Below are 21,553 nucleotides of genomic sequence, written 5' to 3'. Positions count from 1 at the left end.
GGACGGTACAGTTAAGAAACCCGTTCCAGGCAATGCATGATAGGAACCATGGCCAGAAAACCCGTGGCGCGGGATGCAGTCCTCGACGCCTTTGAAGAACTCCTGATTGACGTGGGGGAACGTGCCGCCACCCTGGATGCCGTGGCGAAACGGGCAGGCGTCTCCAAGGGCGGGCTGCTGTACCACTTCCCCAACAAGGAAACGCTGATCGCGGCCACCCTTGAGCGGCTGGACCGCCTGGCGGGGGAGGACCTCGACGCCATGGCGGCGGCACCGGAAGGGGCGGCTGCCTATTTCATTCGGTCATCGCTCTGGTCCGACACCCCCATGGACCGGTCCTTCGTCGCCGCCACGCGCCTGGCTGAAGTGGCCCACGAGGAAGCCCGCCGCCGCTTCGCTGCCATCCAGCACCAGTGGCTGGAGCTCATCGGCGAAGATGTGGGCCCGGCCATGGCAAAAGCTGTGCTTTACATGGGGGACGGGCTGTACTTCAACGCCATGTGGGAGAGTGGGCCGTCCGGAAAGGCCGGAAGCCGGGAGGCCGATGTGAAGGAACTGCTGGCCGCCGTCGAGCGGCTGCGGGGCTAGCCGTTCATTTGCCCCGGGGGCAGTGCCATAGGAGAATTGGTGCATGTGCCGGCCGTTGCGGCCGCCAGCAAAAACAACCTAATTGAATAGCCTTTGATCTGCGGCGGGAGAGTTCTGCCAGAAGGTACAAGCAGGCGCCGTAGGAGCAATACCTCCCCAGGAATCTCACAGGCCCATGTACCGCCGCGGCGAGGCACCTCTGGAAAGCAGCACGCTGTCCGCCCCGGGAGACCGTCCCGAATCCTGGACTGCTGTGCTCACCGACGGTGCAAGCGGGACCGGCGCAAGCAGGGAACGCGGAAACTCTCAGGTCCAGTTACAGAGCGGGGAGGACCCGAATCGATGTGGCGTACCCTGCGCCGCCTTATGTATGGAGTTCCTCGTGACTGCTATCTCGTCCGCCTCCCCAGCCTCCGCCCTTCCAGCCCCGGCCATTCCCGCCACTGCTCCGGCTGCCACCTTCGTTGACCGGCACATCGGCGCCCGCCGCCAGGCCGACGTCGACACCATGCTTAAAGCCGTGGGCTACGACAGCGTGGATGCGCTGGTTGACAGCGCCGTGCCCAAGGACATCCGCCAGGATTCGGCACTGGAGCTGGCCGGCGCACTGAGCGAAGTCGAGGCGCTCGCTGAGCTGCGCAGGCTGGCGGCGAAGAACAAAACCGCTGTGCAGATGATCGGCCAGGGCTACTACGACACCGTGACCCCGCCGGTGATCCGCCGCAACATCCTTGAGGGCCCGGCGTGGTACACCGCGTACACGCCCTACCAGCCCGAGATCTCCCAGGGCCGCCTCGAAGCACTGCTGAATTTCCAGTCCATGGTCGAGGACCTGGTGGGGCTGCCCATCGCCAATGCTTCCCTGCTGGATGAAGCCACCGCCGTGGCCGAGGCCGTGCTGATGATGCGCCGGGCCAACAAGAACGCAGCCGCCCGGGACGGCAAGACGGTGCTGGATGCGGACTGCCTGCCGCAGACCATCGCCATCGTCAAGGGCCGTGCCGAGGCGCTCGGCTTCGAGGTGGAGGTCGCTGACCTCGCCCAGGGACTGCCCGACGGCGCTATCAACGGTGTTGTCCTCCAGCAGCCCGGCGTTTCCGGCCGGGTCTGGGACCAGTCCGCCGTCATCGCCGAGGCGAAGGAACGCGGCGCGCTGGTCACCGTCGCAGCCGACCTCCTGGCACTCACCCTCATCACGCCTCCCGGCGAGCAGGGCGCGGACATCGCCGTTGGCTCAGCCCAGCGTTTTGGCGTCCCGTTGTTCTACGGCGGCCCGCATGCCGCCTACATGGCGGTACAGAAGGGCCTGGAACGCTCCATGCCCGGCCGCCTGGTGGGGGTCTCCAAGGACAACGCCGGAGTGCCCGCCTACCGTCTGGCCCTCCAAACCCGTGAGCAGCACATCCGCCGCGAGAAGGCCACCTCCAACATCTGCACCGCCCAGGCCCTGCTGGCGATCGTTGCCTCGATGTACGCGGTGTACCACGGCCCGGAGGGCCTGAAGGCGATCGCCCGGTCCGCGCACACCCACGCCAAGACCCTCGCGGCGTCCCTCAAAGCCGCCGGCTTCGACGTGCTGCAGACCAGCTTCTTCGATACCGTCACGGTCTCCGTTCCCGGCCAGGCCGCGGGCATTGTCGCCGCCGCCGAAGCCAAGGGCATCAACCTGCGCAGCATTGACGCGGACACGGTGGGCTTCTCCACCGATGAAACGACGACGCCGGCAATCGTCGCCGGGGTGCTGGAAGCTTTTGGCGCCTCCGCGGTTGAAGCCGAGGGTGACGCTTTCGCCCTGGACGCCGCCGTCGAACGTTCCTCCGACTTCCTGCAGCACCCGGTGTTCAACACCCACCGGTCCGAGACCCAGCTGCTGCGCTACATCCGGAAGCTTAGCGACCGGGACCTGGCCCTGGACCGCACCATGATCCCGCTGGGTTCCTGCACCATGAAGCTGAACGCCACCGCCGAGATGGAAGCCATCTCCTGGCCCGAATTCGCCTCCATCCACCCGTTCGCCCCCGACTCCCAGACCGAAGGCTGGCGCGAGCTGATTGCCGATCTGGAAGCACAGCTGACCGAAATCACCGGGTATGACCAGGTGTCCATCCAGCCCAACGCCGGTTCACAGGGCGAGCTCGCCGGCCTGCTTGCCATCCGCGGCTACCACCACTCCCGGGGCGACCAGCAGCGCAACATCTGCCTGATCCCGGCCTCGGCACACGGCACGAACGCCGCGTCGGCTGTGCTGGCGGGCATGAAGGTTGTTGTGGTGGCCACAGCGCCGGATGGCACCATCGACCACACCGACCTGTACGCCAAGATCGAGGCCCACAAGGAGGCCCTGTCCTGCATCATGATCACCTACCCCTCCACTCACGGTGTGTATGACGCCGACGTGCGGGAAGTCTGCGACGCTGTCCACGCCGCTGGCGGCCAGGTGTACATCGACGGGGCCAACCTCAACGCCCTGGTGGGGCTGGCACAGCCGGGCAAGTTCGGCGGCGATGTCTCGCACCTGAACCTGCACAAGACCTTCTGCATCCCGCACGGCGGCGGCGGACCCGGCGTGGGACCGGTTGCTGCCAAGGCGCACCTGGCACCGTTTATGCCCGGCAATGCTGCAACGTGGACCGAGGGAAACGACGTGCCGATCTCAGCGTCCAAGTATGGCTCAGCCGGCGTGCTGCCCATCTCCTGGGCCTACGTGAAGCTGATGGGCGGCCAGGGCCTCACCGAGGCCACTAAGTCCGCCCTGCTCGCCGCGAACTACGTCGCCGCCCGGCTGAACGACTTCTTCCCGGTCCTGTACACCGGTGAAGGCGGACTGGTAGCGCACGAGTGCATCCTGGACCTGCGCGAGCTGACTGCGAAGACCGGCGTCACCGCGGAGGACGTGGCCAAGCGCCTCATCGACTACGGCTTCCACGCACCCACCCTGGCGTTCCCCGTTGCGGGCACCCTAATGGTGGAACCCACCGAATCCGAGGACCTCGGCGAGATCGACCGGTTTATCGAGGCCATGATCTCCATCCGTGCCGAAATCGACCAGGTGGCGAACGGCGAGTTCTCAGTCGCGGACAGCCCGCTGCGCAACGCCCCGCACACCGCGGCCGCCGCCATCAGCAGCGACTGGGACCGCGCCTACCCGCGCGAGCAGGCAGTGTTCCCGGTGAAATCGCTCAGGCAGGACAAGTACTTCCCGCCGGTGGGCCGCATCGACGGGGCAGCCGGAGACCGCAACCTGATCTGCTCCTGCCCGCCGCTTTCCGAGTTCGAGGTTTCGACAAGCTCAACCACCGGCTCGGAAGGCTGACCGCATGAGTGAGAAGTACACCGCTCTTTACGCGGAGCACAAGAAGCTGGGTGCCTCCTTTACCGACTTCGGCGGCTGGCAGATGCCACTGAAGTACACCTCCGAGCTCGCCGAGCACCATGCCGTCCGCAAGAGCGCCGGGCTGTTCGACCTTTCCCACATGGGCGAGGTCTGGGTCACCGGGCCGGAGGCCGCCGCGTTCCTGGACTACGCCCTGGTGGGAAAAATTTCCGCTATGCCCGTGGGCAAAGCCAAATACTCGCTGATCTGCAACGAGGACGGCGGCATCATCGACGACCTCATCACCTACCGGCGGCCACTGGCTGCCGACGGCACCGACGTCTTCCTGGTGGTCCCCAATGCCGGCAATGCCGCCGTGGTGGCCGCTGAACTGGCCAAGCGGGCTGCCGGGTTCGACGTGCAGGTGGACGACGCTTCCGATACCACTTCGCTGATCGCGGTGCAGGGCCCCAAGGCGCAGGAGCTGCTGCTCCGCCTGGTTCCGGCCGCCCACCACGGCCTCGTGGCGGAACTGAAGTACTACGCCGCCGTCGAGGTCCCCTTCCTGGTGGGCGGCGCAGGGCTGGCCCTGCTGCTCGCCCGGACCGGCTACACCGGCGAAGACGGTTTCGAGATCTTTGTGTCCAACGACGACGCCCCCGGGCTTTGGCAGTCGCTTGTTGCCATCGCCGACGACGGGGAGCTGACGCCCGCGGGCCTGGCTTCCCGCGACTCCCTCCGGCTCGAAGCGGGGATGCCCCTTTACGGCAATGAACTGTCGCTGCAGGGCGACCCGTTCGCAGCAGGCCTGGGACCCGTCGTCGCCCTGTCCAAGGAAGGCGACTTCGTGGGCAAGGCCGCCCTGGCAGCCAAAAAGGAAGCGGGCGCCGGCTCCACCGCCGGGCGCAGGCTCGTCGGGCTCAAGGGATTGGGCCGCCGCGCCGGCCGAGCCCACTACCCGGTCCTCAAGGACGGCAGCGTCGTCGGCGAGGTCACCTCCGGCCAGCCCTCGCCCACCCTCGGCTACCCCATAGCCATGGCATACGTCGACGTCGAGTTCACCCAGCCCGGCACGGCACTGGACATCGATCTCCGCGGCAAGGCAGAGCCCTTCGGAGTCGTCGACCTCCCGTTCTACAAGCGCTCCCTGTAACCACGCGCTTGTTCACCTTTGGCCCGTCGGGTCCGGCCTCCTCTGCGTGCTCGGTCGCGAAGACGCCCGCTGGGCGGACGTGACGCTCCCTTAGACGCACGCTGCCGGAGGCCGCACCCGAAGGGGCCCCGCCGGTCACCAATTCGGTGGTTGAGCCTGTCGAAACCCGGGGGACGATCGACTCACCAACTTGGGCGGTTAAATCCCTCGAAACCCACGGGTTGTCGCTCCGGGCCCGTGGTTGCGCTGGTCGGTAACAGGAGCCTGCGGCACTCTGGCGACGTGTTTGTTTTTCTTGGGACTGTTGGCCTCGAAAACTGAACCTGTTTTGGCGGCTGTGGGGATTCCGGAAGCGTACGTCAGAGGCGAGGAACGAGCCAGTACGCGGAGGAATCCGCACAGCCGCACCCAACCCAGCCACAAGAGTTTTCGAACAAACAAGCAAAAGGAAAAACACACATGGCTAAAGTTGCCGCTGACCTGCAGTACTCCGACGAGCACGAGTGGATGGCCCGGGAGGGTGGGAACCTGGTTTCGATCGGGATTTCCGCTGTCGCTACGGATGCCCTCGGCGACATCGTCTACGTGGACTTGCCCGAGGTGGGTGCCACGGTGACTGCGGGGGAGACGTGTGGTGAAGTGGAGTCCACGAAGTCGGTCTCCGATTTGTACTCACCAGTGACGGGTGAGGTGGTGGAGATCAATACTGGAGTTGTGGATGATCCCGCGCTGATCAACAACGATCCGTATGGCGCCGGCTGGCTCTTCAAGGTAGCTGCCGAGTCCGAAGGACCCCTGTTGTCCGCGCAGGAGTACGCCTCCAAAAATGGCGGGGACCTTTAAGTTCCGCCGAGCAGCACCAAACCTCTATTAAGGATTTACGCACATGGCTGTTGGTGTCTTTGATCTCTTCTCCATCGGGATCGGGCCTTCGAGTTCGCACACCGTAGGGCCGATGCGGGCTGCGGCCGTCTTCGCCGAGGAGCTGAAGTCCTCCGGAGCGCTGGACCGAGTGGCGTCGCTGCGGGTGGACCTTTATGGTTCGCTCGCGGCGACCGGCCACGGGCACGGCACCATGACCGCGATCCTGCTGGGACTGGAGGGCTTCCATCCGGAGCTGATCCTGCCGGACGAGGTGGAGGAACGGCTGAGCGCGATTGCCGAAACCGGAATCCTGAAACTGGCCGGTGAGGTGCCCCTGCCGTATGGGGTGAAGGACATGGTGCTGCGGCCGCTGACCATACTGCCGCGGCACACTAACGGCATGACCTTCACCATCTTCGACGCCGAGGACGAGATCCTGCACACCGCCACGTTCTTCTCCGTGGGCGGCGGCTTCATCGTCCGGGAAGGCGAGGAGGACGCTGCACGGCAACAGCTGGAGGAGTCCAAGAAAGAACTTCCGCTGCCGTTCCGGACCGCCGCGGAACTTTTGGGGCGCTGCCAGTCCAAAGGACTTTCCATTGCCGACATCATGCTGGTCAACGAGAAGGCCTCCCGCTCGGAAGAGGACATCCGCGAGGGCCTGCTGCACATCTGGTCGGTGATGGAGGACTGCGTGCAGGTGTCCCTGAAGCGTGAAGGGCTGCTGCCCGGGGGACTGAAGGTCCGCCGTCGTGCGCCTGACTGGCATGACCGGCTGCTGAAGGAAGACAAGGACCGGGACCCGAAGTATTGGCAGGAGTGGGTTAACTTGATCGCCCTGGCCGTCAACGAGGAAAACGCGTCCGGCGGCCGGGTGGTCACCGCCCCCACCAACGGCGCGGCCGGGATCATCCCGGCGGTGCTGTACTACGCACTGCATTATGCCCCCGGGATGGAGAATGCCACCCAGGAGGACCGCGACGACGTCGTGGTGAAGTTCCTGCTCACCGCGGGCGCCGTCGGGGTGCTCTACAAGGAGCAGGCGTCTATCTCCGGGGCTGAGGTGGGCTGCCAGGGCGAGGTAGGATCGGCGTCGTCCATGGCAGCGGCCGGACTGGCCGAGGTGATGGGCGGAACACCCGCCCAGGTGGAAAACGCGGCCGAGATCGCGATGGAACACAACCTGGGCCTGACCTGCGACCCGATCGGCGGCCTGGTCCAGGTGCCCTGCATCGAACGCAACGCAATCGCCGCGGCCAAGGCCATCAACGCCGCGAAGATGGCGCTGTGGGGTGACGGTTCGCACCGCGTCTCGCTCGATGAGGTCATTGTGACCATGCGCGAGACCGGCAAGGACATGAGCTCCAAATACAAGGAAACCGCCATGGGCGGCCTGGCTGTCAATGTGGCCGTGTGTTAGCGGGGCTTGAAAGCGACAGGTGGACCGCCGGTCAGTTGTTGAGGGCGGCCCACCCGTTCAGCGTTGTGGCGAACACCAGCCAGGACACGTACGGCAGCAGAAGCAGGCCTGCCGTGCGGCTGATGGGGCCGAAGGCCAGCACGGTAACCGCGACGGCGGCGATCAGGGCAATGATGATGCCCAGGGCCAGCCACAGGGCAGCTCCGCCGATGGCGGGGTAGAGGCCGAAGAACACGGGCGTCCACGCAAGGTTCAAGGCAAGCTGGAGGCCGTATAACCCCAATGCGCGCGGGGTGCCGGGTTCCTGCTCGCGCCATACCAGCCATGCGGCCACGGCCATCCCGGCGTAGAGAAAAGTCCAGACCGGGCCGAACACCCAGTCCGGCGGTGACCAGGGCGCCTTGTCCGCGGCGGCGTACCAGCCTGTCACGTTATTGAAGGTGGCGAGTGAGCCGAGACCCGCAACAAGGAACGATGCAGCCAGGAAGGCAACCAACAGCAGGACTTGTCTGCTGACGCCCGGCCGGTCCTGATTTTTCCGCGGGGATGGCTCCAACTGTCCGGCATACGGCTGCATGCCCCCAACCCTCGTCAAGAGCCTTGCTGGAGTCAAGGCAACAGGCCCGTTCCCAGCTTCGATATACGGCTCGAGTCCGTCCTGCTGAAAAGCCGCGGCGCCGCCAGGCTTTAGACTTGAGGCTGCATGTCCGCACGCAGCCACGAGTACAGAACCGCGCACAACCCCCGATTGGACACGGCCCCTTTGCGAGAATTCACCGCACGTTTTGCCACAGCCGAGGAAATTGAAAACTGGGACAAGCACGTCACGGCCAACCCGAACGGCGGCAATATGCTGCAGTCCGCCGCGTACGCCACGGTAAAAAACGGCGCTGGCTGGAAAGTCCGGTTCCTGGTGCTGGAAACCCCTGGCTCTGCCAGCTACAACCTGGTACTGGAGAAAAAGTTTCCGGTCATGGGCCGGCTCTGGTACCTCATCAAGGGCCCTGACCTGGCAGCTGCCGGGGACCTCAAGGCGGCGCTGGAAGCCTGCGCAGCCTTTGTCCGCGACAGGAAGCTGAACGTCTTCACCATCAAGATCGAACCGGACGTCGTGGACTCCGCTGATGCCCAGGCCCAACTGGCCGCCGCCGGCCTGGTGAAGGCACCCAACATCCAGTCCAACGACTCCACCGCATTGCTGGACATTTCCGGCGCCGAAGAAACAGTCTTCAAAGCCATCTCCTCCCGGGCCCGCAATGCCATCCGCCGTGCTGAACGGGAAGGCTGCGAGGTGCTCCGGAAAGAACCCGGCCCCGAAACCTACCGCGCGCTCTATGACCTCATGGCGGACACCGTGAAAGCCAAGGGCTCCATGCCCCTGCGCGGTTACAAGTACTACGCTGCGTTCTGGGACGAATTCTGCAGCCGCGGCCAGGGCAACTTCTTCTTCGTATACGAGGACGGCAAACCCAGCGTGGGCGCCTTCGTGATCAATTACGGCGCCAAGGCAACGTACAAGGACGGCGGTTCCACCCAGAACCGCAAACAGTACGGCGATTCGCACCTGGTTCAGTGGGCAGCCATCCGGCGGATGCAGGAACTTGGCTGCACCGAATACGACTTCTGCGGAACACCGCCGGCCGCCCGGATCAAGGACAAGAGCCACAACCTGTATGGCATGGGGATGTTCAAGACCAGCTTCACCAAAACCGTCACGGATTTTGTGGGCTGCCACGACTACATCCTTGCCCCGCTCCGCCACCGACTCTGGGTCAACGGCGCAGAAAAGGTCTTCCGCCGGATTGAAACGGCACGGACCGGCCAGCAGTTCTACTGACCGCAGCCCCGGCGCAGGCTTAGCCAGCAGGCTGAAACCCCGGACTGTAAACAAGGCCGCGCCCGCATACCCGCCCCTGATCCAGCGGCTTACCTGTTGGCCGCACACCCGTGAATAAGGAAATCCCTTGAATCCAGTCACCACCGGCACCGATCTTGAATTTGCCATCCTCAACGACCCCGAGTTCGAGGCCTTTGCGGCTAAGCACCCGCAGAACAGCTTCCTCCAGTCCGTCGACTTCGCCCGTTTCCAGCGCGCCCGCGGCCAGCAGGTGGAGCTCTTCGGCATCCGGCGCGGCGGCGAACTGGTGGCCGCCGGGAAGCTGAACTACACCACCACCCGCCTGGGGTACACCGTGTGTGAATGCGCCAAGGGCCCCCTGATGGACTACACGGACCTCGAACTGGTGCGTGACGTCGTCGGACTCCTCCGCGGGCGCGCCGCCGGGCGCAAAGCCGCGGAACTGCGGATTTCCCCCAACCTGAAGTACATCGCCCGTGACGAGGACGGTGCAGAGCACCCGGAGGTTGAGGACAACCGCCCGCTGGTGTCACGGCTGTCCGGCCTGGGCTTCCAGCACCAGGGTCTGGACATGAACTTTGTCAACGTGAACTGGATGTTCATCAAGGACCTGACCGGAATCAAGGACGCCGAAGAGCTCATCATGGGCACCAGCTACCGGACCCGCAAGGCCATCCGGAAAGCGGAGAAAAACGGTGTTTTCCTGGAACAGGCCACGCTGGAAACCCTCGACGACTTCTACGGCGCACTGAGCAAGGCCGGGGATGAAAAGGGGTTCGTCTACCGCGAACGCGGCTACTACGAGCACCTGCTCCGCACCACCTCCCCGGAATTCACCAAACTCATGATGGCCAAAATCGATATCCCGGCCTACCGGAAATCCATCACGGAACGGATGGCGGCCGAAGCCGCTACCGCCGCCGAGTTGCGCCGCGAGGTGGAAGAGACCGGCAGCAAGAAAAAGGCGAACCGGCTCAAGGTGGTCCAGGACCTCGTGGACAGTTACGAGCGGAGCCTTAGGGACATCGAGCGGTTCCCCGACTCCGTGGGTGTTGCCACAGTGGCCGCCATCCACTTCGTCTGCTACGGGGACGAGGTGGTGTGCGTGATCGGCGGCACCGTGCAGGACTACATCTACTTCAACGGGGCCACCTCGCTCTATTGGGGAATGATGCTGCACGCGCTGGAAAAGGGGTACATTCGGTACAACTTCTACGGAACGTTCGGCATCTCCGGGCAGGACGAGGAAGGCCACGGCGGGTACGAATTCAAGAAGGGGTTCGGCGGAGAAGTGGTCCAGCTGGTGGGTGACTTCGTGATGCCGGTCCGGCCAGCCGTCTTCCACGCAAACCGCCTGGCCCGGGCAGCGGTGGCCGCCGCCCGCACAGCGTTGGGCAAGCTGCCCCTGAGGCGTTCAGCCTGAAAGACTGGTCACAACAGCGCACTGGGACACCGCGCCGCACTGGGAGGAGGCAACAATGACTGACCGGCCCGAGTACCCCGGGCGCAGGCCGCGGACGGACGGCTTGCCCAAAACCGAACCACTGACCCCCTCCCAGGTGCGCCAGAACGCCGCCGCGAAAAGAATGCTGCGGCGCCTGGTCCAGGGTGAAAGCCCGCCCACCGCCCCCTTGAGCATCGTGGACCGGCTCACAGGCAGCCCGTATGCCAACCCGATGATCCAGGTGGGCGGCGTCGACACCTCTGCCCGCAAGACCCTCGACTTTGTCCTGCACCTGGCCGAGACCATGTTCCGCTATGGAGCCGGTGCACTGGAGGTGGAAACCAGCATCATCGCCGTCACCGCAGCGCTGGGACTGAAGAACATCGAAGTGGACATCACCAACCAGTCCGTCGGCATCAACTACGCTCCCAAGGACCAGACACCGATCGCGCTGCTGCGCGTGGTCCGCTCCTGGACCAACAACTACGCGGGCCTGGCCAAGGTCCACCAGCTCGTCACGGATATCGTGGCGGGGGGAGTGGGCCGTGACGAAGCCATCCGCCGGCTGGATGAGGCCATCACCAGCCCCAAGCCGTTCCCGCGATGGCTGGTCACGGTGGCGTTCGGAACCTTCGCGGCGGTCTTTGTGGGCGTCCTGGGCGGCGGGCCGGTGTCCTCGGCCATCGCCTTTGTGGCCAACATCGGCATCAGCCTGCTGGCCCGCCAGCTGGGCCGGTGGCGGGTGCCGGACTTCTTCATCACCGCCAGCTGTTCATTTGTGGTGACACAGCTGGCGCTGGTGCTGTGGCAGTTCGGGCTGACAACATCGCCGGCCATCGTGGTGGTGGGCGGCATCCTCCTGCTTCTGCCCACGGGACGCCTCGTCTCCTCGGTGCAGGATGCGATCAACGGCTTCCCCGTCACCGCTGCGGGACGGTTCCTGTCAACGCTGCTGACGTTCGGCGCCATCGTGGCGGGCATCGCCGTCGCCTTTGTGGTGGGAGAGCTGACGGGCATGCAGCGCATCGACGTCACGGAGACGTTCCCGCCCGCCTACGACCTCTGGGTCCTGGTGCTCTTCGTGGCGGTGGCCGTGATGGCCATCGGGATTACGGAACAGACCACCTGGAAGCTGCTGCTGCCCACGGCGGGGGTGGGAGTGGCGGGCTACTTCGTCCTGCTCGCAGCGAACCAGCTGGGAGTCGGGGACCGGTTCTCGCCCGCGCTGGCCGCCGTGGTGATCGGCCTGCTGGCCCGCGTGGTTGCCCTGCGGATGGGGGCACCGCAGCTTGTGGTGGCCGTGCCGGCAGCTTTGATCCTGCTGCCGGGCCTGACCATCTTCCGGTCCATGTATGTGCTCACCATCGAGGAAGCCGAGATCCTCCTCGGCGCCGGCGGGATGCTCAACGCCGGTGCGATCGTCCTGGGGACGGCGGGCGGGATCGTCCTCGGCGACACGCTTGCCCGGCCGCTGACCCGGAGCCTGGCGAGCAACGAGCGGCGCCGCGCCCGCCGCCGCTGACTAGATCTGGCCGACCGGCAGCTTCTTCTCCGCCTGGAACACGTCCTCCACCCGGCCCTTGGCCCAGTAGCCGGAGAGCGAGACCTGCTTGCGGTCCAGGCCGCGCTGCTTGAAAAAGACGTCGCGCAGGGCTTTCATGTAGCCACGCTCGCCATGGGCGAACACGTCCACGCGGCCGGCAGGCCACGCGGCCTCCGCCACGGCCTCGACCAGGAGGTTGCTGTCGCCGGCGGGGACGCCGTTGCGGGTGAGCCAGCGCAGTTCCAATCCCGCCGGGGCAGCGATGGGTTGGATGTCGGCGTCGGAATCCACCTCAAGGAAGGCCAGGCCGGCGGCTTCCGCCGGCAGCGACTCGATGACTGCCGCGATGGCCGGCAGCGCAGCCTCGTCCCCGGCGAAAAGGTACCAGTCCGCATCGGGTGCGGGATTGTAGGCACCACCCGGGCCGGTGAACGTCAAGACGTCGCCCGGCTGTGCCTGCGCCGCCCACGGACCTGCCAGGCCCTCGTCGCCGTGCACCACAAAGTCGATGGCCAGTTCGCGGGCCGTCTCATCCACCCAGCGGACGGTATACGTGCGGGTGAACGGCCATTGTTCGCGCGGCATGGTTTCGCGGATGCTCCACAGGTCCAGGGGGGAGGGGTACTCAATGCCCGGCTGAGGGAAAACAATCTTGACGTAGCGGTCAACGAAATCGTTGTTGGAGAAGTCCGCGAAGCCGTCCCCGCCGGCAACAATGCGGACCATGTGCGGGGACAGTTCTTCCCTCCGGATCACAGTGAGATTGACCTGCGGACGGCTTTTTTTGGTGGCGCTGGTGGCGGCCGGCACGGTGCTCATAAGGCAAGCCTAAGCTAGGGGACCGGCGGGAGCTCCCAGGTTACGTCCGGCGCACCCTGGCTGCGCAGGAGTTCGTTGACGCGGCTGAAGGGACGGGAGCCAAAGAAACCGCGGGACGCGGATAGCGGGCTGGGGTGGGCGCTCGCCACGGCGGGGGCCCCGTCCATGAGTGTCCGGACGCTTTCAGCGTCCTTGCCCCACAGCACGGCAACGAGGGGCTGCCGTGACCCGTCCGGCCGGCGCCGGCCTGCGACGGCGGCGACGGCCGCCGTCGTGATCTTCTCCCAGCCTTTGCCCCGGTGCGAACCGGCTGAGCCCGCCCGCACCGTCATAACCCGGTTCAGCAGCAGCACGCCCTGGTCAGCCCAGGCGGACAAGTCCCCGTGCACCCGCGAAGGGACTCCGAGGTCCTCTTCCAGCTCCCGGTAGATATTCGCAAGGCTCCGCGGAATGGGCCGCGTGTTCGGCGCAACCGAAAAGGACAGCCCCACCGCGTGGCCGGGTGTGGGGTAGGGGTCCTGGCCAACAATCAGCACCTTGACATCGGCGAGCGGCTGCCGGAAAGCGCGCAGGACGTTCGACGGCGCCGGCAGGACCTGGTGCCCCGCTTCCACTTCGCCGGCAAGGAAGGTGAGCACGTGGCGGAGTTCGCTTTCCATTCCCGCCAGAGCCTCAGCCCAGTCAGGTGCCATAAGCTCATCCAGTGGGAGCCGCGCCAGCTCCGCGAAACCCAGCGCATCCGCGGGTTGCTGGGCCAGGTCGAACAAGGCATCTGATTCAAACACCGTCCCATTCTTGCAGGGACGCCCCGGGTGAGGGGCCGGCAGCCGGGCCATGCCGCAAATGACATTGGTGTTATTCGCCCGTAGCATGGGGTCAGACATTTTTGTAAACCAGCAAAGGAGTATGCAGTGGCGGAGCCAGCCCGGGAGCACCTGCCGGAGCAGGAACCACGGCATTCACTCCTGGCGGATTTCTCGCTCCGTGACTCGCCGCTGAGCGAGCGGGAGCAGCAGATGCTCGCCCTCGAACGGCAGTGGTGGAAGTACGCCGGTGCCAAGGAGCAGGCCATCCGGGAGCTCTTTGACCTCTCCGCGACGCACTATTACCAGCTGCTCAATGCCCTCATCGATACCGAGGATGCGCTGGCCCACGATCCCATGCTGGTCAAGCGATTGCGTAGACTACGTACGTCGCGTCACCGTGCACGTACCGCACGGCGCCTGGGGTCCGACGCGTAAGACGCTCCCGCTGTGCCCTCCAGCAGCAAACCAACAAGGATGTCATCCACCATGACCAGATATGCCCGCGATGAATTCGACAAGGTCCCGGAGACTGCTTCGCGACAAGGTGTCCACCGCACGGCTTCCGCCCCCGCCCGGGTGCGGCTGTGGCCTATCCTCGCCGTGGGCGTGGCCGCACTGGTCATAGGACTGGTGTCCTTCCTGATCCTTCCCAAGCTGGGTTTCGCCACGGCCGGCGACCAGGCCTCCGTCAGCCAGGAGGCAGCAGCATTGGCCGGTACCGGGTCCACGCCCTCGGCGACTCCGGACGCTTCTCCCTCCGCTGAGGTGCAGCCTTCCGCGTCGGCTGAACCCGAAGCAACCGCCAAGGCCGAACCCGAGCCGAGCGCCTCTGCCGACGCCCCTGCGCCGATCAACAAATCCCAGGGCGTGGCCATCTACAACGCCGCGGGCACCGCAGGGCTGGCAAGCCGGGTTGGCGGCACGGTCCAGGCTGACGGCTGGACGCTGGGGCAGGTGGGCAACTGGGCCGGCTCGCCGCAGCAAAGGTCCACCATTTTCTACTCGGGAGCAGGCCAGCTCGCCAACGCCCAGGCCCTGGCAGAGCTCCTCGGTATCCCCACCCTGGTGAACAGCACGGAATTCCAGGTGCCCTTGGTTGTGGTGCTGGGTCCCGGCTACCGGTAGACAGCGTCCGTCCCGGGGCGGCCACGCACCTGCCTGCCGTCCCGGCTGTTACGCCTGAATAACTATTGCCGGCTGTCCCGGAGCCGTCCTGCCCCGGCGGGCGCGGAGTTGGCTAGAGTGATTTTCAGGTTCGGTTCGGGCCAGCCGGAACACCGCGGCGTGGACACCCGGACACAATGGAAAGAGTGGTCGGACATGGCACTGGGGACCGTCAAATGGTTCAACGCGGAAAAGGGCTACGGCTTCATCACCGTGGACGGCACGGGTGATGACATCTTTGTCCATTGGTCCGCCATCCAGGGCGAAGGCTACCGGGCCCTCGACGAAGGCCAGCGCGTGGAGCTCGAAGTCGGCGAAGGCGAGAAGGGCCCGCAGGCCGAAAGCGTCCGGCCGGCGGAGTGAACAGCGCTTTCTTCCGTCCCGCGGGCATCCGCCGGACGCTCGTCACAGCTGCCGCCTGCTCAACCCTCGCCCTGACGGCCTGTTCCGGCGCCGCCGGCAACGCGAGGGTTGAACCGGCGGAGGCGTCCGGGGACGGCACGTTGCGGATCGGGCTGATCCTGGACAGCACCGGCGGGAACGCCTTCCTGAACGCACCGCAGCTGGCTGCCGCCAGGCTCGCCGTGCAGGAGATCAACGCCGCAGGCGGCCACAAAGGCAAGCCGGTGGAGCTGCTGCCTACCGAAACGGGGCAGGATGCAGCCGGGCAGGCGCAGGCACTCGTTTCCGCAAAGGCTGACGTTGTGGTCGGCCCCACCGATTCGAGCCACGCCGCCGCTGCCATCGACATCCTGTCCCGCGCCCGGACCCCCCTCATCTCGCCCGCCAACACGGCCGCTGGCCTCAGCACCTCCAACAGCGGCGGCTACTACTTCCGGACCGCAGCTGCCGACGTCGCCCAGGGCCCCGTCCTCGTGAAGCTCGCAAAGGACGCCGGCGCCACAACGGTGGCCGTGATGTACCAGGACGGCTCCTACGGCACGGACGTGTCAGCCGCCGTCGCCACCGCTGCTGAACAGGCCGGAATGAACGTGGCAGCAACCAAAGACTTCAAGCCGGGCGAGGCTGGCACTGCTGCCGCGGAAATGGCCAAGGCCGGAGCGGATGCGGTCATTGTCATCGCCCGGGACGGTGCGCAGGGCGCCCTGGCTGAACTCAGCAATGCCGATGTGGACGGGAAGCGGATAATCCTCAGCGACGGCGCCTTTGCCCGCTACAGTTCCCGCCTGCCCGCCAAGTCCCTCGACGGCGCCCGCGCGGTGGTTGCCGGCCAGCTTCCGGATGCTGATTTCCAGGCCAGGCTGCTCACGGTGGACCCAGGCCTGAAGGACGTGTCGTTCGCCGCCGAGGCCTACGACGCCGTCACCGTTGCTGCCCTCGCCGCCGCCAGGGCGCAGGATGACGCGGGCCGCTCCATCGCCGCCAACCTGATCTCCGCCTCCGGAGGAGCGGTGGAAGGATCCTCCGGAAAACCGGAGGCCGAAGCCTGCCTCACCTACAAGGACTGCCGGGCAGGGCTCATGACCCGCCCGGATATTAATTACGACGGCGAATCGGGCTCGATTGCCTTCGACGCCAAGGGGGACATCACCACCGCCACGTTCACTGTCTATACCTACGGGGCCGACAACAATCCCGTGCCCAGTGGCCGGGAGACCGCCGGACGGGCAGCGGGCTGAGCTTCGCCGTCGGCTAAACGGGGCAAAGCAGGGTCTTATTCGCTTGCACTCTAACGTGGGGAGTGCTAATTATTGAGTTAGCACTCTGACGTACCGACTGCTAAAGCAAAGCTGGTTCCGGCCCGCCGCGCGCTGCACCGGTCGAGGAGCGAAGAAACACCTAACTGGAGTGAGATCCGCAGCCGGAGGCATACAGAGGCCGAAGGCGAAGGATCGTCCGTCGCGGGCACTGCAGCGAAGGTTCATTCTTAACGACTGTCCCGAAAGGACTACTGCCGTTATGGCCAAGATCATTGCATTTGATGAAGAGGCGCGCCGCGGCCTTGAGCGGGGCCTGAACATCCTCGCCGACGCCGTTAAGGTCACCCTCGGCCCGCGTGGACGCAACGTCGTCCTCGAGAAGAAGTGGGGCGCCCCCACGATCACCAACGATGGTGTTTCCATCGCCAAGGAGATCGAGCTGGACGATCCTTACGAGAAGATCGGCGCCGAGCTGGTCAAGGAAGTTGCCAAGAAGACGGACGACGTCGCCGGCGACGGTACCACCACGGCAACCGTGCTGGCACAGGCACTGGTGAAGGAAGGCCTGCGCAACGTTGCTGCCGGCGCCGACCCGCTGTCCCTCAAGCGCGGCATCGAGAAGGCCGTTGAGGCCGTCACCGCCGAACTGCTGAACTCCGCCAAGGAAATCGAAACCAAGGAAGAGATCGCTGCTACGGCGTCCATCTCCGCCGGTGACGAGGAAATCGGTGCCCTCATCGCCGAGGCCCTGGACAAGGTGGGCAAGGAAGGCGTCATCACGGTCGAGGAGTCCAACACCTTCGGCCTGGAGCTTGAGCTCACCGAAGGCATGCGCTTCGACAAGGGCTACATCTCCGCCTACTTCGTCACCGACGCCGAGCGCCAGGAAACGGTCCTTGAGGATCCGTACATCCTGATCGTCAACTCCAAGATCTCCAACGTCAAGGAACTGGTTGCTGTCCTCGAAAAGGTCATGCAGTCCAACAAGCCGCTGCTGATCATCGCCGAAGACATCGAGGGCGAGGCCCTGGCCACCCTGATCGTCAACAAGATCCGCGGCACCTTCAAGTCCGTCGCCGTCAAGGCTCCGGGCTTCGGTGACCGCCGCAAGGCACAGCTCGCCGACATCGCCGTCCTCACCGGCGGCCAGGTCATCTCCGAAGAAGTTGGCCTCAAGCTGGAGAACGCCGGCCTGGAACTCCTGGGCAAGGCACGCAAGGTTGTTGTCACCAAGGACGAGACCACCATCGTCGAAGGTGCCGGCGACGCCGACCAGATCGCCGGCCGCGTGGCCCAGATCCGCGCCGAGATCGAGAACTCCGATTCGGACTACGACCGCGAGAAGCTGCAGGAGCGCCTGGCCAAGCTGGCCGGCGGCGTTGCAGTCATCAAGGCCGGTGCCGCAACCGAGGTTGAGCTCAAGGAGCGCAAGCACCGCATCGAAGACGCAGTGCGCAACGCCAAGGCTGCTGTTGAAGAAGGCATCGTCGCCGGTGGCGGCGTGGCCCTCATCCAGGCCGGTGCCAAGGCATTCGCCAACCTGCAGCTGTCCGGTGACGAAGCAACCGGTGCGAACATCGTCCGCGTTGCCATCGACGCCCCGCTGAAGCAGATCGCCTTCAACGCCGGCCTGGAGCCGGGCGTTGTGGTTGACAAGGTCCGCGGCCTGCCTGCCGGCCACGGCCTGAACGCCGCAACCGGCGAGTACGTCGACCTGCTGGCTGCCGGTGTGAACGATCCCGTCAAGGTGACCCGCTCTGCCCTGCAGAACGCGGCCTCCATCGCCGGTCTGTTCCTCACCACCGAGGCAGTTGTGGCCGACAAGCCCGAGAAGAACGCTGCCCCGGTTGGCGGCGGCGACGACATGGGCGGCATGGGCGGCTTCTAAGCCTTCCCTGCCGGGCCTGGTCCCGCGAATACATAAATGCGGCCCCCTCTTTCGAGGGGGGCCGCATTTGTTTTGTGTCCAGCGGGAGTTCTACTTCCTGGCGCTGGCCAGCATTCCTTCAACTTCCTTCTTGAACGCGTCAGCAGCTGCCTGCGGCGTCAGGCGGTCGTAAAGGACTTCATCGGTATACCGCTTGATGACGTTCTGCACGCTGCCCGCACCCACCGGCGGAACCGGCGGCGCTTCCTTGATGTCGGGGGCGATGTCCTTCAGGAAGCTGACCACCGTGGTGTCCGCGGGCTTCAGCGAGGGGGTGATGCCCTCCACGATCTCCGGGTTGGTGGGTACGCCCCGGTCGGTCATGAGGATCGCCCCGGCTTCAGGGCTGTTGGCCAGGTAGTTGATGAAGGTGGCTGCCTCTTCCGGATGCTTTGAGCGGGAGGAGGCGGACCAGAACATGGTGGGCTTGTAGTACATGCCGTTCCCTGCAGCGGAGCCGTCTGTGCTGGGAGCGCGGAGCATTTTGATGCTGCTGCCGGTGGTCGCCTCAAGGGAGCCGAGCTGGTTTGTCCACCACCAGGCCATGCCCACCCTGTTGGTGCCGAAGAGGCTTTCCTCCAGCCCTGCACCGGAATCTTCGGTGGCGACGGTTGCCGGCGGGCTCGCCTTCGAATCACGCTGTTCCTTCAGGCGCTCCCAGAAGGAGGCAGCAGTGGAGGTGGCGAAGTCCAGCTTGCCGTCCTCTGAATAGAGGTTCTCGCCGTGCTGCCGCAGCCAGATAATCAGGTCGGCTTCGTTCGTACCATAGGCCGCACCGTAGTTCTTGCCGTCGCCCGCGGCGCTGATCTTGGCGGCCGTGGCCATGAAGTCATCCCAGGTCCACTTCCTGTCATCCGGGAGGGGAACATTGGCGGCCTCAAAGACTTTGGTGTTAGCCATGACCACGTAGGCGTTTTGGCCTGTGCTGAGGCCATACTGGGCGTCGTCGTACTGGCCTGATGCCAGCGCCTCCTTGTCCAGCTTGGAGATATCAATACCCTTCTGCTTGGACAGATCCAGGAGGGCACCGCGTCCGCCGTATTCGGCGATGTACTTCTGGTCCATCTGGATGACGTCCGGCGCGTCGTTCGCAGCAGTCTTGGTGGCCAGCTTGTCCCAGTAGCTGGCCCACTCGCCGGGCTCGGATTCGATCTTGATATTCGGGTGTTCGGCTTCGAAAGCGTCAATGACCTTTTCGGTCTGCGCGTTGAGGTACTCGTTTCCCCACCAGGCAAACCGCAGCGTCACTTCCTCACTGTTGCCCGAACCGCCGGACGCGCCGCATCCTGTTGCCAGGAGGGAGAGAGCCACAGCTACTGCACCCAGCTGGAATTTCCTCCGCCTGCCGGTTGGAATCGTCATCGATATGCCTTCCTTGTTCTGGTGGAAACGCCTTCTCCCTTGCTGGCAAAGGGGGCATCCTCGGCCGCCTCGCCAAAACTCTAAGAAAGCGTTTTCTCGTATGACATCCGATTGTGCCGGGCGCCGGTGCCACCGTCAAGAAGTTTCGGTAAACGCTTTCCTGCCGCTGGTGTTTCTTCGGACGCCGCGGGGCGCGCAGCGGTCACAGCAGGCAGCAGCGGTCGGAAGCGGAGCCCGACCATCTGTTTGTCGGTGTCTTCTGGCAGGATGGACCGGTGACGATTACAGCAGCGGCCGACGGTTCGGCTTTGGGAAATCCCGGCCCGGCGGGCTGGGCCTGGTACGTGAACGACGACTGCTGGCGCGCCGGCGGATGGCCGCACGGGACCAACAACCAGGGCGAGCTGATGGCTGTCCTGGATCTGCTGCGGGCCACTGCCCATCTTCCCGAGGAGGACCTGCACATCCTCTGCGACAGCCAGTACGTCATCAACTCCATCACCAAGTGGATGCCAGGTTGGAAGCGGAAGGGCTGGCGTAAGGCCGACGGCAAACCCGTGCTGAACGTTGACCTGCTCAAGGAACTGGACCGGGAACTGGCGGGGCGCAAATACAGGTTTGAATGGGTCAAGGGCCACGCCGGGCATGACCTGAACGAAGCCGCGGACGAGCGTGCCCGGGCTGCTGCCACTGCCTACCAGCAGGGTGTGGCCGCCCGCTCAGGACCCGGCTTTCCCGGGGCGCACCACCTGTCCGCCTCGGGAGCGCGTACTGCCGGGACAGCGTCAACCCCGGTCCACACTCCCGCAGCAGCCACCCGTGAGCCCGACCTGTTCAACCAGCAGGAGCTGACCCGGCAGGACACCAGCCAGGACTACGCCCAGCTGGATTTCGCCCAGCTTGGTGACGGGGCTTTTGACCTCGCCGGAACCGGCCCGGCTGAAACTGCGCCGCCCGAAGCACTCGTGGAGGAGCTGGAGCGGGAACTGCTGGGCCCCCTGGTGCGCGGTGATATTGGCAGGACAGCAGTCCTCCTGCACCCTGACTTCCTGGAGATCGGCAGCTCCGGCCGGGTCTGGACGCGCGATGCCATGATGATGGCGCTGGAAGAGGACCCGGGGGAGCGGACCGATATCGAGATCATCGGCGCGGACCGTGTGGGCCCTGGCGCCGTGCTGCTGACCTACCGGAGCTTCGCGCGCTCAGGCACAACCCTCCGGAGCTCCCTGTGGGTGCTCGACGGTGAGCGCTGGCGGCTGCGGTTCCACCAGGGCACGCCCGAAGCCTGACGAAGGCACGAGCGGGTCTGCGGCGGTGGGCCTAGCTGAACCGCTGGGTATTCCCCTGCTCTGCCTGCGCGTAAGTAGCGGCCGCCGACGCCAGTGCCATGTTGATGGACGCCAGTGAAGCCTCCACCCGGCCCTGCGTGATGGTCCATTCCGTGACCAGCGCCTGGAAGTTGGTGGCTGCGGAGCCCCGCCAGGAGCCCTGGAGCTCGTCCAGTCCCCGTTTCATGGTTTGGACGTCGGCGCTGATCCGGTCCACTGTGGCCTGGACGTTGGCCGACTTGAGCTGCAGGAGTTCGGTATCGACAGAGATGATGCTCATGGCAGTGCCTTTCGCTGTAGCTG

Annotated in this window: 19 protein-coding genes and 1 riboswitch; of the genes, 14 read left to right on the top strand and 5 right to left on the bottom strand. The window is 65.3% G+C overall.

All coding sequences use genetic code 11. The features are described from left to right. The first annotated feature begins 48 nt into the window (after positions 1–48). From QF038_RS16640 to QF038_RS16620, 5 genes are all read left to right on the top strand, one after another. Complete coding sequence (locus tag QF038_RS16640; protein WP_307611423.1) at positions 49–588, top strand: TetR/AcrR family transcriptional regulator; 540 nt, start codon at positions 49–51, stop codon at positions 586–588. A 94-nt stretch (positions 589–682) separates the two neighbouring features. Further along, a riboswitch (glycine riboswitch) is annotated at positions 683–781 on the top strand. Positions 782–958: 177 nt separating this feature from the next. Beyond that, positions 959–3,901: an aminomethyl-transferring glycine dehydrogenase gene (gcvP, locus tag QF038_RS16635; protein ID WP_373461588.1), complete on the top strand. Its 2,943-nt coding sequence runs from the start codon at positions 959–961 to the stop codon at positions 3,899–3,901. 4 nt (positions 3,902–3,905) lie between these two features. Next, on the top strand, positions 3,906–5,054 hold the full coding sequence (gene gcvT, locus QF038_RS16630; RefSeq protein WP_307611421.1) for a glycine cleavage system aminomethyltransferase GcvT: 1,149 nt from the start codon (positions 3,906–3,908) through the stop codon (positions 5,052–5,054). Between the two features lie 459 nt (positions 5,055–5,513). Further along, positions 5,514–5,897: a glycine cleavage system protein GcvH gene (gene gcvH, locus QF038_RS16625; protein ID WP_307611420.1), complete on the top strand. Its 384-nt coding sequence runs from the start codon at positions 5,514–5,516 to the stop codon at positions 5,895–5,897. Positions 5,898–5,940: 43 nt separating this feature from the next. Further along, positions 5,941–7,338 carry an L-serine ammonia-lyase gene (locus QF038_RS16620; protein WP_307611418.1) on the top strand — a complete coding sequence of 466 codons (1,398 nt, stop codon included), beginning with the start codon at positions 5,941–5,943 and terminating at the stop codon, positions 7,336–7,338. A 31-nt stretch (positions 7,339–7,369) separates the two neighbouring features. On the opposite strand, the gene QF038_RS16615 is transcribed toward QF038_RS16620, so the two are convergent. Continuing rightward, the gene (locus tag QF038_RS16615) at positions 7,370–7,915 is read right to left on the bottom strand and encodes a TspO/MBR family protein (RefSeq protein ID WP_307611416.1); all 546 of its coding nucleotides are present in this window, start codon (positions 7,913–7,915) and stop codon (positions 7,370–7,372) included. A 126-nt stretch (positions 7,916–8,041) separates the two neighbouring features. Here QF038_RS16615 and QF038_RS16610 point away from each other — a divergent pair, with 126 nt between their 5' ends. From QF038_RS16610 to QF038_RS16600, 3 genes are all read left to right on the top strand, one after another. Further along, the gene (locus QF038_RS16610) at positions 8,042–9,175 is read left to right on the top strand and encodes a peptidoglycan bridge formation glycyltransferase FemA/FemB family protein (RefSeq protein WP_307611414.1); all 1,134 of its coding nucleotides are present in this window, start codon (positions 8,042–8,044) and stop codon (positions 9,173–9,175) included. Positions 9,176–9,302: 127 nt separating this feature from the next. Further along, the gene (locus QF038_RS16605; protein WP_307611412.1) at positions 9,303–10,619 is read left to right on the top strand and encodes a peptidoglycan bridge formation glycyltransferase FemA/FemB family protein; all 1,317 of its coding nucleotides are present in this window, start codon (positions 9,303–9,305) and stop codon (positions 10,617–10,619) included. A 55-nt stretch (positions 10,620–10,674) separates the two neighbouring features. Beyond that, on the top strand, positions 10,675–12,162 hold the full coding sequence (locus QF038_RS16600; protein WP_307611410.1) for a threonine/serine exporter ThrE family protein: 1,488 nt from the start codon (positions 10,675–10,677) through the stop codon (positions 12,160–12,162). Here the strand turns inward: QF038_RS16600 and QF038_RS16595 are convergent, their stop codons facing one another. Together QF038_RS16595 and QF038_RS16590 are read right to left on the bottom strand one after the other, a co-directional pair. After that, positions 12,163–13,002, bottom strand: coding sequence for a siderophore-interacting protein (locus QF038_RS16595; RefSeq protein WP_307611408.1), 840 nt, complete (start codon positions 13,000–13,002; stop codon positions 12,163–12,165). It abuts the gene before it with no gap. A gap of 14 nt (positions 13,003–13,016) precedes the next feature. Next, the gene (locus QF038_RS16590; RefSeq protein WP_307611406.1) at positions 13,017–13,787 is read right to left on the bottom strand and encodes a uracil-DNA glycosylase; all 771 of its coding nucleotides are present in this window, start codon (positions 13,785–13,787) and stop codon (positions 13,017–13,019) included. A gap of 126 nt (positions 13,788–13,913) precedes the next feature. Between QF038_RS16590 and QF038_RS16585 the strand changes: the two genes are divergently transcribed. The 5 genes from QF038_RS16585 (at position 13,914) to groL (ending at position 18,521) form a co-directional block, all read left to right on the top strand. Continuing rightward, complete coding sequence (locus QF038_RS16585; RefSeq protein WP_142059961.1) at positions 13,914–14,243, top strand: DUF3263 domain-containing protein; 330 nt, start codon at positions 13,914–13,916, stop codon at positions 14,241–14,243. 51 nt (positions 14,244–14,294) lie between these two features. Next, positions 14,295–14,933, top strand: a complete 639-nt coding sequence (locus tag QF038_RS16580) for a LytR C-terminal domain-containing protein (protein WP_307611402.1) — start codon at positions 14,295–14,297, stop codon at positions 14,931–14,933. Positions 14,934–15,128: 195 nt separating this feature from the next. Then, positions 15,129–15,335 (top strand): cold-shock protein, encoded by a 207-nt coding sequence (locus QF038_RS16575; RefSeq protein WP_091417924.1) that lies wholly within the window; start codon positions 15,129–15,131, stop codon positions 15,333–15,335. Next, positions 15,332–16,612 carry an ABC transporter substrate-binding protein gene (locus tag QF038_RS16570; RefSeq protein ID WP_307611400.1) on the top strand — a complete coding sequence of 427 codons (1,281 nt, stop codon included), beginning with the start codon at positions 15,332–15,334 and terminating at the stop codon, positions 16,610–16,612. The genes QF038_RS16575 and QF038_RS16570 overlap by 4 nt, the downstream gene beginning before the upstream one ends. Before the next feature lie 280 nt (positions 16,613–16,892). Further along, positions 16,893–18,521 carry a chaperonin GroEL gene (groL, locus tag QF038_RS16565; RefSeq protein WP_091417205.1) on the top strand — a complete coding sequence of 543 codons (1,629 nt, stop codon included), beginning with the start codon at positions 16,893–16,895 and terminating at the stop codon, positions 18,519–18,521. Positions 18,522–18,611: 90 nt separating this feature from the next. On the opposite strand, the gene QF038_RS16560 is transcribed toward groL, so the two are convergent. Beyond that, positions 18,612–19,922, bottom strand: coding sequence for an ABC transporter substrate-binding protein (locus tag QF038_RS16560; protein ID WP_307611398.1), 1,311 nt, complete (start codon positions 19,920–19,922; stop codon positions 18,612–18,614). A gap of 275 nt (positions 19,923–20,197) precedes the next feature. Here QF038_RS16560 and QF038_RS16555 point away from each other — a divergent pair, with 275 nt between their 5' ends. Beyond that, the gene (locus QF038_RS16555) at positions 20,198–21,211 is read left to right on the top strand and encodes a ribonuclease HI family protein (RefSeq protein ID WP_307611396.1); all 1,014 of its coding nucleotides are present in this window, start codon (positions 20,198–20,200) and stop codon (positions 21,209–21,211) included. A gap of 31 nt (positions 21,212–21,242) precedes the next feature. Here the strand turns inward: QF038_RS16555 and QF038_RS16550 are convergent, their stop codons facing one another. Beyond that, the gene (locus tag QF038_RS16550) at positions 21,243–21,530 is read right to left on the bottom strand and encodes a WXG100 family type VII secretion target (RefSeq protein WP_307611394.1); all 288 of its coding nucleotides are present in this window, start codon (positions 21,528–21,530) and stop codon (positions 21,243–21,245) included. Positions 21,531–21,553 lie beyond the last annotated feature (23 nt).

The organism is Pseudarthrobacter sp. W1I19 (assembly GCF_030817835.1).
Taxonomy (GTDB): domain Bacteria; phylum Actinomycetota; class Actinomycetes; order Actinomycetales; family Micrococcaceae; genus Arthrobacter.
The sequence above is the reverse complement of the archived record's forward strand: the minus strand, read 5'-3'. Positions and strand labels throughout refer to the sequence as shown.

Bases quoted from the DNA above. Each gene is read 5' to 3' on its own strand.
- gcvH (WP_307611420.1), top strand. From the start codon at position 5,514: ATGGCTAAAGTTGCCGCTGACCTGCAGTACTCCGACGAGCACGAGTGG.
- groL (WP_091417205.1), top strand. From the start codon at position 16,893: ATGGCCAAGATCATTGCATTTGATGAAGAGGCGCGCCGCGGCCTTGAG.
- QF038_RS16550 (WP_307611394.1), bottom strand. From the start codon at position 21,530: ATGAGCATCATCTCTGTCGATACCGAACTCCTGCAGCTCAAGTCGGCC.
- QF038_RS16640 (WP_307611423.1), top strand. From the start codon at position 49: ATGGCCAGAAAACCCGTGGCGCGGGATGCAGTCCTCGACGCCTTTGAA.
- QF038_RS16620 (WP_307611418.1), top strand. From the start codon at position 5,941: ATGGCTGTTGGTGTCTTTGATCTCTTCTCCATCGGGATCGGGCCTTCG.
- QF038_RS16595 (WP_307611408.1), bottom strand. From the start codon at position 13,002: ATGAGCACCGTGCCGGCCGCCACCAGCGCCACCAAAAAAAGCCGTCCG.
- QF038_RS16575 (WP_091417924.1), top strand. From the start codon at position 15,129: ATGGCACTGGGGACCGTCAAATGGTTCAACGCGGAAAAGGGCTACGGC.
- QF038_RS16615 (WP_307611416.1), bottom strand. From the start codon at position 7,915: ATGCAGCCGTATGCCGGACAGTTGGAGCCATCCCCGCGGAAAAATCAG.
- QF038_RS16560 (WP_307611398.1), bottom strand. From the start codon at position 19,922: ATGACGATTCCAACCGGCAGGCGGAGGAAATTCCAGCTGGGTGCAGTA.
- QF038_RS16610 (WP_307611414.1), top strand. From the start codon at position 8,042: ATGTCCGCACGCAGCCACGAGTACAGAACCGCGCACAACCCCCGATTG.
- gcvT (WP_307611421.1), top strand. From the start codon at position 3,906: ATGAGTGAGAAGTACACCGCTCTTTACGCGGAGCACAAGAAGCTGGGT.
- gcvP (WP_373461588.1), top strand. From the start codon at position 959: ATGGAGTTCCTCGTGACTGCTATCTCGTCCGCCTCCCCAGCCTCCGCC.
- QF038_RS16580 (WP_307611402.1), top strand. From the start codon at position 14,295: ATGACCAGATATGCCCGCGATGAATTCGACAAGGTCCCGGAGACTGCT.
- QF038_RS16600 (WP_307611410.1), top strand. From the start codon at position 10,675: ATGACTGACCGGCCCGAGTACCCCGGGCGCAGGCCGCGGACGGACGGC.